The following is a 14,198-nucleotide window of genomic DNA, read 5'->3' as shown; positions in this document are numbered from 1 at the left end:
ACTCCCGGCGGTCCGTCAGTGGTGGAACCCGCTGCGCTGCGGCATGCCCAGCTCGCTGAGCGGCGCGGGCTGGCGCTCCAGCTCGGGCAGCAGCCGCCGCAGGTCGCTGAGCAGCAGGTCCGCCAGGTCCCGGGTGAACCCGTTGCGGCACACCACGCGCAGCACCGCCAGATCGGTCCGTCCCTCCGGGAAGGTGTACGCGGGGACCTGCCAGCCGCGTTCGCGCAGTCGCCGGGACACGTCGAAGACGTCGAACGGGGCGTCCCCGTTCGTGGTGAAGGCGAACACCGGCAGCTGGTCGCCCCGGGTGATCAGCCGGAACGGGCCGAGCTTCTCGATCTGCCCGGCCAGGTACTCGGCGACGTCCCGGCAGGCCTGCTGCACCGCGTGGAACCCGGCGCGCCCGAGCCGCAGGAAGGTGTAGTACTGGGCGACCACCTCCGAGCCCGGCCGGGAGAAGTTCAGTGCGAAGGTCGGCATGTCGCCGCCCAGGTAGTTGACCTTGAACACCAACTCCTCGGGTAGCGCCTCGCCGTCCCGCCACAGCGCCCAGCCGACCCCGGGGTACACCAGTCCGTACTTGTGACCGCTCGTGTTGATCGAGGCCACCCGGGGAAGCCGGAAGTCCCACCTCAGGTCCGGGTCGAGGAACGGCGCGACCATGCCGCCGGACGCGGCGTCCACGTGCACCGGGATGTCGAGCCCGGTGCGCTGCTGGAGGCCGTCCAGCGCGGCGCAGATCTCGGCGATCGGCTCGTACGAGCCGTCGAAGGTGGAGCCGAGGATGCCGACCACGCCGATGGTGTTCTCGTCGCAGTGCGCCACGGCCTGATCGGCGGTCAGGTGGAAGCGGTCGCCCTCCATCGGGACCAGCCGCGCCTCGACCTCCCAGAAGTTGCAGAACTTCTCCCAGCAGACCTGCACGTTGACGCCCATCACCAGGTTGGGCCGCGCCCCGGCCGCGTACCGGTCGGCGTTGCGGCGCATCCAGCGCCGCTTGAGCGCCATTCCGGCGAGCATGCAGGCCTCGCTGGAGCCGGTGGTGGAGCAGCCCACCGCCGCACCGGGATCGGGTGCGTGCCACAGATCGGCGAGGATCGCCACGCAGCGCCGCTCCAGTTCCGCGGTCTGCGGGTACTCGTCCTTGTCGATCATGTTCTTGTCGCGGCACTCGCCCATCAGCCGGTCCGCGTACTCGTCCATCTGCGTGGTGACGAAGGTCGCCAGGTTGAGCTTGGCGTTGCCGTCCAGCATCAGTTCGTCGTGGATCAGCTGGTACGCGACGGAAGGCGGGATCGGGATCTTGGGCAGCTGGTGCAGCGGCGGGGCCACTTGCATCGCGCCCAGCGGGTCGGTCAGTACGTGCAGCGGACTGAACGGCAGCCGACGGTCGTCGTGCTCGTGTCCCTGCCCCTTGTGCAATGCCATGACGAACCGTCCCTCCAGTCGTGGAGCCCCCAACGTTGCCACCCCATCGGGCCTGACGCATCCTCAGCGACGCTCCGACGGGCTGGTGCGGACGGTCCGTCAGGAAGTCGCGGCGGTCTCCGGGTGGAACTGCTCGCGCACCGCCGCGTACTGCTGGCGCACCGCGTTGCCGACCGCCAGGTCGTGCTCCTGATCGGGGTTGAGCAGGGTGACGTCCGGCAGTTCCCAGTGCGGGGGCTCGGCCGTCCCGGCGAGCGCCCAGGCGGCCTGGCGGGCCGCGCCGCGCGCCGCGTGGTCGCCGCGCGGCGGCACCACCACGGGCAGCCCGAACACCAGCGGGGCTATCTGCTGCACGGCGGGCAACCGGCCGGCCGTCCCCAGCAGGAACACCCGGTTCACCGCGACGCCGTGCCCGCGCAGCACGTCCAGCGCCTCGGCCAGGTTGCACAGCATGCCTTCGACGGCGGCCCGCGCCACGTGCTGCGGCGCCATCGACTCGGCCCGCAGCCCGGTCAGGGTGCCCGCCGCCTGCGGCAGCTTCGGGGTGCGCTCGCCGTCCAGGTAGGGCAGGAAGACCATCCCGTACGCGCCCGGCGAGGACTGCAGGGCCAGCTCCGACAGACCCTCCAGGTCGGTGCCGAGCATCGCGGCCGTGGAGCGCAGCACCTGCGCGGCGTTCAGCGTCGCCACCATCGGCAGGTGCCGGCCGGTGGCGTCCGCGAACGAGGACACCAGGCCGGAGGGGTCGACCACCGCCCGGTCGTGCACCGCGAAGATCGTGCCGTTGCCGCCCAGCGACACCACCGCGTCGCCCGGGCCCAGCCCGAGGCCCAGCGAGGCCGCCATGTTCTCGCCGGTGCCGGCCGAGATCAGCAGCCCCTCGGGGGTGTGCCCGGCGGGCTCGGCCGGGCCGAGCACGTCCGGGACCTTCAGCTCGTGGCCGAACGCCAGTTTGATCAGGTCCTGCCGGTACTCGCCGGTGATCGGCGACCAGTAGCCGGTGCCGGAGGCGTCGCCGCGGTCCGTGGTGCGCCGCCGGGCACCGCCCAGCAACTGGGAGACCAGCCAGTCGTGCGGCAGCAGCACCTCGGCGATCCGCTGCGCCGACACCGGCTCGAATTCGGCCAGCCAGCGCAGCTTGGCGATGGTGTACGTGGGGCCCGGCACCGCGCCGATCGCCTCCACCCAGGGCTCCGCCCCGCCGAGCGCGTCCAGCAGCGCGGCCGCCGAGCCCGCCGAGCGGGGGTCGTTCCACAGCAGCGCGGGCCGCACCAGCACGCCGCCGGCGTCCAGGCCGATCAGCCCGTGCTGCTGGGCGGACACCCCGATCGCCCGGACGCCCTCCAGCAGGCCCCCGGCGGCGGCGTCGCCGAGCGAGTGCAGCCAGGTCTGCGGATCGACCTCGGTGGAGCGGGCGTCATCGCCCTCGGGCAGCGGATGGGGGGCCCGGCCCTGCCGCAGCACGGCGCCGGTGTCGGCGTCGCACGCGACGATCCGGGTGCGAGTGGTGGAGCTGTCGATGCCCGCGACGATGGCCATGCCGAGATCATGCCGCAGTCGGCGGCCGGGGCGGGCCCGACTGCCGCAAGTGTTGCCCAGTCGGTACCGGAACCAGCCCCACCGCCGACCCTCCGTGCCTGGTCGGAGGCGTTCCGTGCCGGCCGGAGACGTTCACTGCGATCAGGACGACGTGATCAGGATGCTCAGGGGCGGACGGTGCCCCAGCCGTCGTCCTCGCCCTGGTGCTTCGCGAAGTACGGGACGCGTTCGGTCAGCGCGTTCGGCAGCTTCTCCCCGACCTTGTCGGCCACCGCCCCGGCGGCCTTCCCGGCCACCGCGCCCGCCTGCTGCTTGGCCTTCCCGGCCGCTTCCTGCACCCGCGGGTTCTCCCGCAGCTGGCGGGCCGCACCGGCCAGCTGGTCGTACCGTTCCCGCCCGGCCCGGGTACCGAGGACGTACCCGATCCCGATGCCCACGATCAACGACACCTTCCACATGCCCTGGTTCCACCCTTCGTCGCCGCGCGATTGTGTGCCGCGTCTACCCGTCCGGCCGGGCCGTGAACCGCCCTGCCGGTGGCGGGTCCGGGCCAGCCGGAGCCACCGTGCACCAGCATCCCCGTCCGCACCGTGCGGCGCGCGCGGGCCACGCCGGACCGGCCCGCGGCCGAGGTGGGGGAGGCCGCTGCCGAAAGCGATTGGCGGAACACCCCCCTGAGTGCGCTAATGTATGTCCCGCAGCGAGCACCGTGGGCCCCGGGGAGATCCGGAGACCGGGGTGGGCGAGGCGGAAGCACGATCCTCCATAGCTCAATTGGCAGAGCAGCCGACTGTTAATCGGCAGGTTATTGGTTCGAGTCCAATTGGAGGAGCGCGGTCCCCCATAGCTCAATTGGCAGAGCAGCCGACTGTTAATCGGCAGGTTATTGGTTCGAGTCCAATTGGGGGAGCTTCACCGGATTTCACGGTGATCAGTACAGAGCGAAGGCCCTTCGGTGATACCGAGGGGCTTTCGTGTTTTCCCGCGCTTCCCAGGGCCCCGGGGGCGCGCCCGGTGACCCTGGGGGTGATCAGCCGCCGGCCTGCCGGTAGAGGTCGGCGAGGCGGTCGCCGAACGCGACGCTGTAGGAGACCTCCGGGCTGTTCCCGCCCTGCTGGTAACCCCCTATGACACCGACCACCTGACCCTGCTCGGTCACCCAGGGGCTGCCGCTGGTGCCGTCGGTGAATCCGGAGCAGTCGAAGCGCTGCTGGGTGTTGCTGCGCGAGGTGGTGAGGCCCTCGCAGGTAATCGGGGACACGGCATTGTTGGGGTAGCCGGTGACGGTGACGTTCAGCCCGAAGCCGAGCCCGGTGGCGAGGGTGTAGGCGCCCATCACGTCCTCGATCTGTCGGCCGTGCACCGCGTCGAGGGTGAGGAACGCCACGTCGTACCCTTCGTTCTCGTCCGGCCCCCAGCGCGGGTCCACCAGCACCGCGTTGACCGGCCAACTCCCGTACGGGGCGCGCTGGTCGCGGTAGCCGGGCGCGAATACCAGGCCGTCCAGCGGGATGCCGTGCGGGGCCGCGCAGTGGGCGGCGGTGATCAGCAGGTTGTGGCTCCGGCTGTGCACCACGGCGGCTGTGCACGCCCGCATGCCGTCGATGTCGTCCACGAACAACGGCCCGATCCGGTTGCCCAGCGGACCAGCGGGGGCGGGCCGGGCGGTCGGACGGTCGCGGTCCGGCCCGGCGGAATCGCAGCCGGTCGCGGCCGCCCCCAGCAGGAGCAGCAGCGCACAGGCCGCGGCGGCCGGGCCGCTGCCGGTTCGGGGAGAGGTGCGCGGCACCGTCACTCGCTTCCGCTCGACGGGCCCGCCCGGGGGTGCCGGGCGGAGGATGCAGCAAGATCTACCAGGGGCCGCACGACACCGGCAACCGCCTCGGCGGCGGGCCGCCCGACTGGGTGCCAGGAACGCTGGGACGCCCGCGCGTGGAACGCGACGGCAGGGCGTGACCGGGCCGCCGGGCGCCTGGCGGGGCGTCATTGACGTGGTGGCTCTCGCGAACGCCAGATCCGTGCGGGAGGTGTCATGGCGGAGCCGACCATGCGAGGCGCCGTCGTTGCGATCGGGTTTCGGGGATGCCGACAGCGTAGATGGTGCGGAAGCGGTCGCCGTCCAGGGCGTGCGCGAACACCGCCCCACCCGGCTGTTCAGTGGCAGCCGATGGCACGGGGCGCCCGAGCGCGCCTGCCGAGTGCCGTTCGTGGCCGGCCCCGGTTCCGGCCGTGCTCGGCGGGGCGAGGGTGCCCGCTCCCGCCCGCCGCCGACCCGATGATCATGCGTCACGCGCGGCGTGGTGCCGCCGCCTCTCCGCTGCTGTCTACTCGTCGGAGTGTCCACCGGACGGGTGCGACCGGGGCCACGAATGGGCGGCGCGGAAGGGTCGGGAGCGGGCGGACCCGGATGCGCCCCCGGCGCGCACCAGGGGTGACCGACCGGCTATGCTGCCGGGGGCGTCCCTGAGGGGCCGTCTACTGCTGCCGGGCCGCGTGTCGGCCCCGGCGGGTCGAGTCGGGGGGCGGTAGCTCAGCCGGTTAGAGCAGGGGACTCATAATCCCTTGGTCGTGGGTTCGAGTCCCACCCGCCCTACCTCGGCCGCTGACCGACCGTCAGTCGGTGGGGCCCTTGACCAGGTGAAACGCCCAGGCTGCCACGGAAACTGTAGAGCACCGGTGCGTTGGACGGCCTGCTCCCACGCCGAGATTCACCCTTCGGGGGACATTGCGCGGCCGTTGTACGGCGTCTGCACAGCTTTCGCCCGGTAGGGCGACCCCTCCTGATCTGTGCTCGGCCAACCCTCGGCCCGGCCCGGTGCTTCCTCCCGGCGGCCTGCGGAGCCGCTGGCGTTCTTCCCGCTCCGGTCGCGCATCGACCGATCGGATGATGCCGGAGTCAGCCGAAAAGCTCGCCAGCACTGGCCGGTTCGCCGACGAATCGAGGTGGGGGACGGGGCAAATATCAGGTGGACCGGGTTTTCGCCCCCACACCGTGTCTGTCGAGGCATTCCGTGCTGTATCTGCCGTCCCTCAGGAGGACCGTGATGACGACCGCAATCGACCAGCGTCTGCTCGGTGCTGCCCACACCGGCGACCTCGCCGCCGTCAGGGCCGCCCTGGCCGCCGGCGCGAATCTGGAGGCGCGCGATCCGCAGGGGCGGACGGCGCTGCTGACGGCCGCGCTCGCCGACCAGGTGGCCGTCGCCGAGTTCCTGGTCGCGGTGGGAGCGGATCCGGATGCGCAGGACGATCGGGAGGACAGCCCATGGCTGGTCACCGGCGTCACCGGCAGTGTCGCCATGATGCGGGCCCTGCTGGTCGCCGGGCCGGATGTCGGGCTGACCAACCGGTTCGGCGGCGTCAGCCTGATACCGGCCGCCGAGCGCGGCCATGTCGCCTACGTGCAGGCGGTGTTGGCGGAGACCGACCTCGATGTCGATCACGTCAACCGCCTGGGGTGGACGGCCCTGCTGGAGGCCGTGATCCTCGGCGACGGCGGCCGTCCGCACACCGAGATCGTCCGCCTGCTGCTCGCAGCGGGCGCCGACCCGCAGCTTGCCGACGCCGACGGCGTGACGGCGCTCCAGCACGCCGAGCGTCGCGGCTTCAACGGCATCGCCGCCCTGCTGCGCGCAGCCACATCCGATTCGTGGAAGGGAGAAACCTCGTGATCGTTCGTCGATGGCACACCGCACCGCTTCCTGCCCGCCGATCATCCGCGGGGGAGTGCGGTGAGGGCCTGGCAGAGGGCGTCCAGAGCGGCAGGGAAGGCGTGGTCGGGCGGGGTGGCGTAGCCGATCACCAGGCCGTCGAGGAGTGGCATGGTGCTGTCGGGGTGGCGGTAGGCACGCAGCCCCTCCAGGGCCAGGCCGAGTCGGCGAGCGGTGCCGAGGGCCAACGGCTCGGTGTGTTCGGGGAGTTCGAGGACGGCGTGCAGCCCGGCGGCGATGCCGCTGACCCGGATGTCCGGGGTGCGGTCGGCCAGAGTGCGGACCATCAGGTCGCGGCGGTGGCGGTAGCGGCGGCGCATCCGGCGCAGGTGGCGGTCGTAGGCACCGTGGGCGAGGAAGTCGGCCAGGGTGAGTTGGTCGATCACCCCGGAGGTCAGCTCGCGGGCGCCCTTGGCGGCGAGCACCGGCTCGACCAGCGCAGCGGGCAGCACCATCCAGCCGAGCCGCAGCGCGGGGGAGAGGCTCTTGCTGGTGGAGCCGAGGTAGACCACGTGCTCGGGGTCGAGGCCCTGGACGGCGCCGATCGGCTGGCGGTCGTAGCGGAACTCGCCGTCGTAGTCGTCCTCCAGCAGCAGTCCGCCGTGCGCGCGGGCCCAGTCGACCGCCAGGGCTCGGCGCTCGGCGTGCAGCGGACCGCCGGTGGGGAACTGGTGGGCGGGCGTGAGCAAGGCGGCCCGTGCGTCGGTGGCGGCCAGCTCGGCGGTGCGGGCCCCGGCCCGGTCGACGCCGATCGGGAGGGTGCGGCGGCCCGCCTCCGTCAGCAGGCCGCGGTGGAAGGCCAGACCGTACGCCTCGACCGCGACGGGCCCGTCCAGGATGCCGCCCAGCAGGCGCAAGGCGTGGGCGAAGCCGGCGCAGACCACGATCCGGTCGGGGTCGGTGCGGACGCCGCGGGAGCGGGCCAGGTACTCGGCCAGTGCGGTACGCAGTTCGGGCCGCCCGCGCGGGTCGCCGACACCGAAGGCGTCGTTGGGCGCGGCGGAGACGGCCCGGCGGGCGGAGGCCAGCCAGTCGGCGCGCGGAAACGTCGAGGCGTCGGGCGAGGACGGCATCAGGTCGTGGACGACCGGCCGGGCGGCCGTCCGGCGAACGAGGGCGTCCCGGCCGGTGGGCAGCGGTGCGGCCCGGTGGGCGACCCGGGTACCGGAGCCCTGGCGGGCCGACAGCCGCCCCTCGGCGACGAGTTCGGCGTACGCGTCCGCCACCGTGTTGCGGGCGATGCCCAGGTCACGGGCGAGGCTGCGGTACGGGGGCAGGCGGGTGCCGGGGGCGAGCCGCCCGGAGTCGACGGCCTCGCGCAACGCCTGCATCAGTTGGGCACGTCGACTGCCGCGGCCGGAGAGCTCCAGGAACAGGTCGGTGCCGAGCGGCCCGGCGGGTGCGACGGACGGGAAGTCGGCCGACGACTCGACCGGGGATTCGGAGGGGGATCCGACCGAGGAATTGACCCATGCTTCTGCCACGGAAATGCACCCTATCCCCGGTCGATCGGCGCCCTACGGTTGAGTCATGACAACGTTTCAGGTACCGCAGCGCATGAACTTCTCCGCCGTCGCCCCCAAGGTGTTCAAGGCCGTCCTGGCCCTCGACGCGGCCGCCCGCGAGGGGCTGGACCCGGAGTTGCTGGAGCTGGTGCAGATCCGGGTCGCGCAGGTCAACAAGTGCGCGTACTGCATCGGGTACCACACCGTGGACGCCCGGAAGGCCGGGGAGAGCGAGGAGCGGATCTATCAGCTGACGGCGTGGGAGGAGTCCAGCCTGTTCACCGAGAAGGAGCGGGCGGCGCTGGCCCTCGCGGAGGCGGTCACGCTGCTGCCCTCCGGCGTCTCGGACGAGGTGTACGAGGAAGCGGCGAAGCACTTCGAGGAGCGCGAAATGGCGCAGCTGATCGCCCTGGTGTTCACGGCCAACGCGTGGAACCGGATGAACGTCACCACCCGCAAGACGCCCGGCACGCTCTGACAGGACGCCTGCGCGGCAGGACGGCCAGGGACCGACGGACGCCCGCCGGCCCCCGGGGCCCGGGGCCAGCCCACGCCTGGGACCCCACCCCCCATGTCCGGGCTTCTGTCCGGGCTTCCGGGCCTCCTGGCCCCCGGCCTCCCTGCCCCCGGGCCCGCCCACGCCGGGGCCCGCCCCCCAGGCCCATGCCCGGGCTTTCGGGCCTCCCGGGCCCCCGGCCTCCCGGCCTGGGCTTTCGGGCCCCCGGGCCCCGGGCCTGGGCTTCCGGCCCCGGTCCTCGTGCCCGGGCCCCGGGCCTGGGCTTCCGGCCCCGGTCCTCGCGCCCGGGCCCCGGCTAGGGTGAGTGGATGCTCATGCCCGCTGACCTGCCCACGCCGTTGACGGTGGTCGACGATCCGGAGCTCGCTGCCGCAGGGGTCGAGCTGTGGCTGAAGCGGGACGACCTGGCGCATCCGACGGTGCCTGGCAACAAGTGGCGCAAGCTCGCGCCGAACCTGGAGCGGGCGGTTGCGGACGGCTGCCGGGCATTGCTCACCTACGGCGGGGCGTACTCCACGCACGTGCGGGCGGTGGCCGCGGCGGCGCGGGCGCTCGGGTTGGCGAGCGTCGGGGTGATTCGCGGGGCCGAGCTGGCGGGGATGCCGCGGAACTGGTCGCTGGCCCGGGCCGAACGGGACGGGATGGTGCTGGAGTTCGTCGAGCGTTCCGTCTACCGGGAGATCGCCTCCGGGCGGCAGGAGCGGCGGGCAGGGCACTTCGTGCTGCCCGAGGGCGGGTCGAACGCGGCGGCGGTGCGCGGGGCCGCAGTGGTGGCCGCGGAACTGGCCGACCAACTGCCTGGCTTGGGCGCCCGGGACGTGGTCTGCTGCGCGGTCGGCACGGGTGGGACGCTGGCCGGGATCGCCGCCGGCCTGCCGCCGGGTGCGCAGGCGCTCGGCGTGGCGGTGCTGCGCGGCGAGGGTTACCTGGAGCGCGAGGTGGCGGCGTTGCAACTCGCCGCGTATGGGTGGGAGTTCGACAACTGGCGGCTGGAGCACGGCTGGCACGGCGGTGGGTACGGCCGGGTGCCGCAGGAGTTGGAGCGATTCGCCGCCGGGTTCGAGAGCCGGCACGGGGTTCCGGTGGAGCGTCGCTATGTGGCGAAGGCACTCTCCGCGGTGTACGGCCTGGCCCGAGCGGGCGAGTTGGCGGACCGTCGGGTCACCCTGGTGGTGACCGGCCTTCCGGACCCGGACCCGGACCCGGCCGTGCTCCAGACCCCGCCCCAGGCCGCGCCCGCGCCCGCGCCCCCGCCCCCGCCCCCGGAGGCGTAGCGCGGGAGCCGGGCACGGGGGCGGGCTTTCGGGCCCGGCGGCCGGCGGCCGGGGGTCAGCCGAAGCTGAGGTCGGCGCAGAGGTCGCTGTCGGCGGGCCGGGTGTTGTCCGTGATGCCGTTCGGGATGGCGGAGGGGATGGTGCCGGCGGAGGCCCCGGGGTCGGGGGTACCGGGGGTGTCGGTGCCGGCCCGGTCCTGGCCGAGGGTCAGGGTGATGCCCTCGCCGCCGGAGGTGGCGCGGAGCTCGGCGCCGGGGTAGAGCTGGGCGAGGCGTTCGGCGGCGGGGCGCTGGTCGGACGCGTACTCGATCAGCGTGGTGGCCCGGGCGGGGGTGTTCTCGGCGATGGTGATGTTGCGGTACCCGCTGCCGCGCAGCGCGGTCGCGGCGCGCCCGGCCAGCCCGGGTGACTTGGCGGCGTTGTGGACCACGATGGGCACGTCCAGGCTCACACTGTCGGGGCTGCTGGTGGCGGACGGACTGGCCGAGCCGGACGGACTGGCCGAGCCAGAGGGGTCGGCCGAACCGGAGGGACTGGCCGAGGCGCCGGCCGAGGGGTCGGCGGACGGGCTCGCGGTGTCACCGGTGAGGTGGCCGTCCAGGGTGCGGTCCTGGCGGAGCAGGTTCCACAGGATGTTCGCGTCCGGCTGCACGATGGCGACCCGGGCGCCCTGGAAGCGCCACGGCAGGGTGACGAACTGGATGTCGGGGAGCTTGATGTTCTGCAGCGACTGGGCGAACTCGGCGAGCTTGTACGGGGAGCCGAGGCCGGGGTCGACGGTGAGCGACTTGGTGGCGGCATCGGCCAGCGGCAGCAGGGTGGTCAGGTCGAAGCCCTCGCCCTGCACTTTCTTGATCAGCGAGGACATGAACGCCTGCTGACGACGCATCCGGCCGATGTCGGAGCTGTCGCCGAGGCCGTGCCGGGCGCGGACGTAGTCGACAGCCTGTTGCCCGGTGACGGTCTGCCGGCCCTTGGTGAGCTGGATGCCGTAGGAGTTCACGTCGTTGGGCACGCACACGTCCACGCCGCCGACGGCCTCGGTGATGGAGGCGAAGCCCTTGAAGTCGACGACCAGGGTGTGGTCCACCCGCAGGCCGGTCAGCTCCTCCACGGTGTTCTGCGTGCAGGCGGGGTTGCCGTTCTTGAACTCGCCGATGGTGAAAGCCGAGTTGAACATCTGGTTGGCCCGGGCGGTGGTCCATCGGCCGTCCGCGAGCCGGCACGGCGGGATGGTGACCAGGGTGTCCCGGGGGATCGACACGCCGACGGCGTGTTTGTGATCGGCGTAGACGTGCAGCAGGATCGCGGTGTCGGAGTGCCCGACTCCCACGTCGCCGCCGCCGAGGTCGCCATTGCCGTCGCTCCGGGTGTCGGAGCCGAGCAGCAGGACGTTGACGGGGTGTCCGCCAGTAGGGGCGGGAGGCCCGGCCGGCGGGCGGGTGGAGGCGATGCCCTCCGGGGCGAAGGTCGTGATGTTGTGGTCCAGCCGCTGGTAGTACCAGGCGCCGAGTCCCGCGGCGACGACCACCATGACGGCGGCGGTCGCCCCGAGACCCTGGGCTATTCGGCGGCCTCTGCGGCGTCGGGGCGGGGCCGCGGCAGGACTCTGGGTGGCGTCGGTCATCGATCCGGAATCTCTCTGCGCGCAACGGGAACTGGTGCCCGAGGGCAGGCACTTGCCGTCTCCGCGAGACTGCGGACGACGGGGTGTTCGTCACCACTTAGACGGCGCGGTGACGGGAATGGTTACACGCGAACCATCATTTCCGAGAGATTTTTCGAACCTCGAACCGGGGTACCCCCGAACCACCCGGCGGGCGGTCCGGAGGTTGGTCCGACGGAGGGTCAGCCGCGGGCCGAGGAGTCGAGCATCCGCCGCAGCAGGTCCCGCAGTTGGGCTCGTTCCGGGGCGTCCAGCGCGGCCAGCGGTTCTCGGGCGAAGTTCAGCGATTCGCGCAGTTCGGAGGAGGCGGTCAGACCCGAGTCGGTGGCGACGACCAGCTTCACCCGACGGTCCTGCGGGTCGGACTCGCGGGTGACGAAGCCGCGGCCCTCCAGCCGGTCGACGATGCCGGTGACGTTGGACGGCTCGCAGGAGAGGGTCTGTGCGATGTGCCGCATCGGCATCGGCCCGCGCCGCAGCAGTGCCAGCACCTTGGCCTGGGCGCCGGTCAGCGAGCGGGCGGCGGCGGCCTCCTCGTACTCGCGGTGGAAGAGTCCGACCAGGCGCGCCATGAGGTCGACGACCTCCACGGTGATCGGGTCGGCGGTCGGGACCGTTGCCTGCTCCATGACCTGCTCCTTCTCCATGCCGTCGAGTCTAGCTGAACAGTTGACAACATGAACCTTTCATCCACAGGATTGCTTGAGTCACTGAATGTTTCAGGTTGATGAGGAGCGTGTGATGGCAGAGCAGGATCTTCCCGCCACCGGTCGTGAATGGCACCTGGCCGCCCGCCCGCAGGGTTGGCCGGTCCCCGGCGACTTCGCCCTGGTCGAGGCCCCCGTCCGGCAGCCCGGGCCGGGCGAGATCACCGTGCGCAACGCCTACCTGTCCGTGGACCCGTACATGCGCGGGCGGATGAACGACGTGAAGTCCTACGTCCCGCCGTACGCGCTGGGTGCGCCGATGGACGGCGGGGCGGTCGGCCACGTGGTCGCCAGCAACGCGGAGGGCTTCCGGGTCGGTGACGCCGTGCTGCACGGGCTCGGCTGGCGCGAGTACGCCACCGTGGACGCGGCCCGCACCGTCAAGGTCGATCCCGAACTCGCCCCGCTCTCCGCCTATCTGGGCGTGCTCGGGATGCCCGGCCTCACCGCGTACGCCGGGTTGCTGGAGGTCGCCTCGTTCCGGGCCGGCGACATCGTGTTCGTCTCCGGCGCGGCCGGCGCCGTCGGTTCGCTGGTCGGCCAGATCGCCCGGCTCAAGGGCGCGAAGCGGGTCATCGGCTCGGCCGGCTCCGCCGAGAAGGTCGCCACCCTGATCGACGATTACGGTTTCGACGCCGCCTTCAACTACAAGGACGGCCCGGTCGCCGAGCTGCTCGCCCAGGCCGCCCCCGACGGCATCGACGTCTACTTCGACAACGTCGGTGGCGAGCACCTGGAGGCGGCGATCGGCGCCCTGCGGGTGCACGGCCGGGCCACCCTCTGCGGGGCCATCGCCCAGTACAACGAGACCTCCGCCCCGGCCGGGCCGCGCAACCTGGCGCTGGCCATCGGTAAGCGGCTGCGCCTGCAGGGCATGCTGGTCGGCGACCACAGCGCGCTGCGCGGCCAGTTCCTGGAGGAGGTCGGCGGCTGGCTGCGGGACGGTTCGCTGCGCTACGACGAGACCGTGGTCGAGGGTGTGGAGAACGCCGTGGAGGCCTTCCTCGGCATGCTGCACGGCGCCAACATCGGGAAGATGGTCGTACAGGTCTGAGGGTGTGAAGAGTTGACGGTATGACAGCTGCCGTCCCGTCAACCCGCCCCCACCGGGCGCGCGATCCGGTGGGGGCGCGCGTTTAGGTCCGTTCGGGGGAGGTGGGCGCTGTGGGGGTAGACCTCTCGGGGGAACCGACTAGCATGGAGTGAAAGCTTGTCCGTTTTGCTCGATTTGATGACCTAATGTCGAATAAGTTGAGCGTCACGGGGTAGCCACTGGTCAGTACCGACCGGCGACGGCGCGAGGCAGCTGGGGAAGGCGACCCTCGTCCACAGCCAGGAGGTCCCGGTGACGACACGTGGTGTGCTCTACATCCACTCCGCGCCACGCGCGCTGTGCCCGCACGTCGAGTGGGCGGTGGCGGGCGCTCTCGGCGTGCGGGTCAACCTCGACTGGATCCGGCAGCCCGCCGCGCCCGGCCACTGGCGGTCCGAACTCTCCTGGCACGGAGAGCCCGGCACCGCCTCCAGGCTCGCCTCCGCGCTGCGCGGGTGGCAGCTGATGCGCTACGAGGTGACCAGCGAGCCCTGCGCCACGGCCGAGGGCGAGCGGTACTCCTCCACGCCCAGCCTCGGCATCTTCCACGCCGTCACCGGCATCCACGGCGACATCCTGATTCCCGAGGACCGGCTGCGGGCCGTGCTGCTGCGTTCCCGAAGCGAGGGCAGCGACCTGGAGACGGAGATCGGGCGGCTGCTCGGCAAGCCGTGGGACGACGAGTTGGAGCCGTTCCGGTATGCGGGGGAGGGCGCGCCGGTGCGCTGGCTCCACCAGGTGGTGTGACTCGCAGCGGCA

Annotated in this window: 12 protein-coding genes and 3 tRNA genes; 8 read left to right on the top strand and 7 right to left on the bottom strand. The window is 72.4% G+C overall.

Going from position 1 to position 14,198, the window contains the following annotated elements:
• Positions 1-15: 15 nt before the first annotated feature.
• From ACFV18_RS15175 to ACFV18_RS15165, 3 genes are all read right to left on the bottom strand, one after another.
• Positions 16-1,428, bottom strand: a complete 1,413-nt coding sequence (locus ACFV18_RS15175) for a glutamate decarboxylase (RefSeq protein WP_380483210.1) — start codon at positions 1,426-1,428, stop codon at positions 16-18.
• Positions 1,429-1,527: 99 nt separating this feature from the next.
• Positions 1,528-2,967, bottom strand: a complete 1,440-nt coding sequence (locus ACFV18_RS15170) for an FGGY family carbohydrate kinase (RefSeq protein ID WP_380483208.1) — start codon at positions 2,965-2,967, stop codon at positions 1,528-1,530.
• A gap of 164 nt (positions 2,968-3,131) precedes the next feature.
• The gene (locus ACFV18_RS15165) at positions 3,132-3,404 is read right to left on the bottom strand and encodes a hypothetical protein (protein WP_380483206.1); all 273 of its coding nucleotides are present in this window, start codon (positions 3,402-3,404) and stop codon (positions 3,132-3,134) included.
• 322 nt (positions 3,405-3,726) lie between these two features.
• Here ACFV18_RS15165 and ACFV18_RS15160 point away from each other — a divergent pair.
• A tRNA-Asn gene (locus ACFV18_RS15160) sits at positions 3,727-3,799 on the top strand.
• A 5-nt stretch (positions 3,800-3,804) separates the two neighbouring features.
• Positions 3,805-3,877: transfer RNA gene (locus ACFV18_RS15155), tRNA-Asn, on the top strand.
• A gap of 120 nt (positions 3,878-3,997) precedes the next feature.
• Here ACFV18_RS15155 and ACFV18_RS15150 read toward each other — a convergent pair.
• Positions 3,998-4,756, bottom strand: a complete 759-nt coding sequence (locus ACFV18_RS15150) for a trypsin-like serine peptidase (RefSeq protein WP_380483204.1) — start codon at positions 4,754-4,756, stop codon at positions 3,998-4,000.
• A gap of 730 nt (positions 4,757-5,486) precedes the next feature.
• Here ACFV18_RS15150 and ACFV18_RS15145 point away from each other — a divergent pair.
• Positions 5,487-5,560: transfer RNA gene (locus tag ACFV18_RS15145), tRNA-Ile, on the top strand.
• 451 nt (positions 5,561-6,011) lie between these two features.
• Entirely contained in the window at positions 6,012-6,638 is a 627-nt protein-coding gene (locus ACFV18_RS15140) for an ankyrin repeat domain-containing protein (protein ID WP_380483202.1), read from the top strand.
• Between the two features lie 41 nt (positions 6,639-6,679).
• On the opposite strand, the gene ACFV18_RS15135 is transcribed toward ACFV18_RS15140, so the two are convergent.
• Positions 6,680-8,161 carry a PLP-dependent aminotransferase family protein gene (locus tag ACFV18_RS15135; protein ID WP_380483201.1) on the bottom strand — a complete coding sequence of 494 codons (1,482 nt, stop codon included), beginning with the start codon at positions 8,159-8,161 and terminating at the stop codon, positions 6,680-6,682.
• Between the two features lie 46 nt (positions 8,162-8,207).
• Between ACFV18_RS15135 and ACFV18_RS15130 the strand changes: the two genes are divergently transcribed.
• A complete protein-coding gene (locus ACFV18_RS15130) occupies positions 8,208-8,660 on the top strand; it encodes a carboxymuconolactone decarboxylase family protein (protein WP_380483199.1) in 453 nt (150 codons plus the stop codon).
• Between the two features lie 347 nt (positions 8,661-9,007).
• Entirely contained in the window at positions 9,008-9,973 is a 966-nt protein-coding gene (locus ACFV18_RS15125) for a 1-aminocyclopropane-1-carboxylate deaminase/D-cysteine desulfhydrase (protein WP_380483197.1), read from the top strand.
• Positions 9,974-10,028: 55 nt separating this feature from the next.
• On the opposite strand, the gene ACFV18_RS15120 is transcribed toward ACFV18_RS15125, so the two are convergent.
• Entirely contained in the window at positions 10,029-11,600 is a 1,572-nt protein-coding gene (locus ACFV18_RS15120; RefSeq protein WP_380483195.1) for an LCP family protein, read from the bottom strand.
• A gap of 221 nt (positions 11,601-11,821) precedes the next feature.
• On the bottom strand, positions 11,822-12,286 hold the full coding sequence (locus tag ACFV18_RS15115) for a MarR family winged helix-turn-helix transcriptional regulator (protein WP_380483193.1): 465 nt from the start codon (positions 12,284-12,286) through the stop codon (positions 11,822-11,824).
• A gap of 94 nt (positions 12,287-12,380) precedes the next feature.
• Between ACFV18_RS15115 and ACFV18_RS15110 the strand changes: the two genes are divergently transcribed.
• Entirely contained in the window at positions 12,381-13,400 is a 1,020-nt protein-coding gene (locus ACFV18_RS15110) for an NADP-dependent oxidoreductase (protein WP_380483191.1), read from the top strand.
• A 291-nt stretch (positions 13,401-13,691) separates the two neighbouring features.
• Positions 13,692-14,186, top strand: a complete 495-nt coding sequence (locus tag ACFV18_RS15105; protein ID WP_380483190.1) for a DUF3145 domain-containing protein — start codon at positions 13,692-13,694, stop codon at positions 14,184-14,186.
• Positions 14,187-14,198: the final 12 nt, after the last annotated feature.

This window comes from Kitasatospora sp. NPDC059673 (assembly GCF_042734215.1).
Lineage (GTDB): Bacteria > Actinomycetota > Actinomycetes > Streptomycetales > Streptomycetaceae > Kitasatospora.
The sequence above is the reverse complement of the archived record's forward strand: the minus strand, read 5'-3'. Positions and strand labels throughout refer to the sequence as shown.

Coding starts and splice junctions, on each gene's coding strand:
- ACFV18_RS15175 (WP_380483210.1), bottom strand. CDS start 1,428: ATGGCATTGCACAAGGGGCAGGGACACGAGCACGACGACCGTCGGCTG.
- ACFV18_RS15170 (WP_380483208.1), bottom strand. CDS start 2,967: ATGGCCATCGTCGCGGGCATCGACAGCTCCACCACTCGCACCCGGATC.
- ACFV18_RS15140 (WP_380483202.1), top strand. CDS start 6,012: ATGACGACCGCAATCGACCAGCGTCTGCTCGGTGCTGCCCACACCGGC.
- ACFV18_RS15130 (WP_380483199.1), top strand. CDS start 8,208: ATGACAACGTTTCAGGTACCGCAGCGCATGAACTTCTCCGCCGTCGCC.
- ACFV18_RS15125 (WP_380483197.1), top strand. CDS start 9,008: ATGCTCATGCCCGCTGACCTGCCCACGCCGTTGACGGTGGTCGACGAT.
- ACFV18_RS15120 (WP_380483195.1), bottom strand. CDS start 11,600: ATGACCGACGCCACCCAGAGTCCTGCCGCGGCCCCGCCCCGACGCCGC.
- ACFV18_RS15115 (WP_380483193.1), bottom strand. CDS start 12,286: ATGGAGAAGGAGCAGGTCATGGAGCAGGCAACGGTCCCGACCGCCGAC.
- ACFV18_RS15110 (WP_380483191.1), top strand. CDS start 12,381: ATGGCAGAGCAGGATCTTCCCGCCACCGGTCGTGAATGGCACCTGGCC.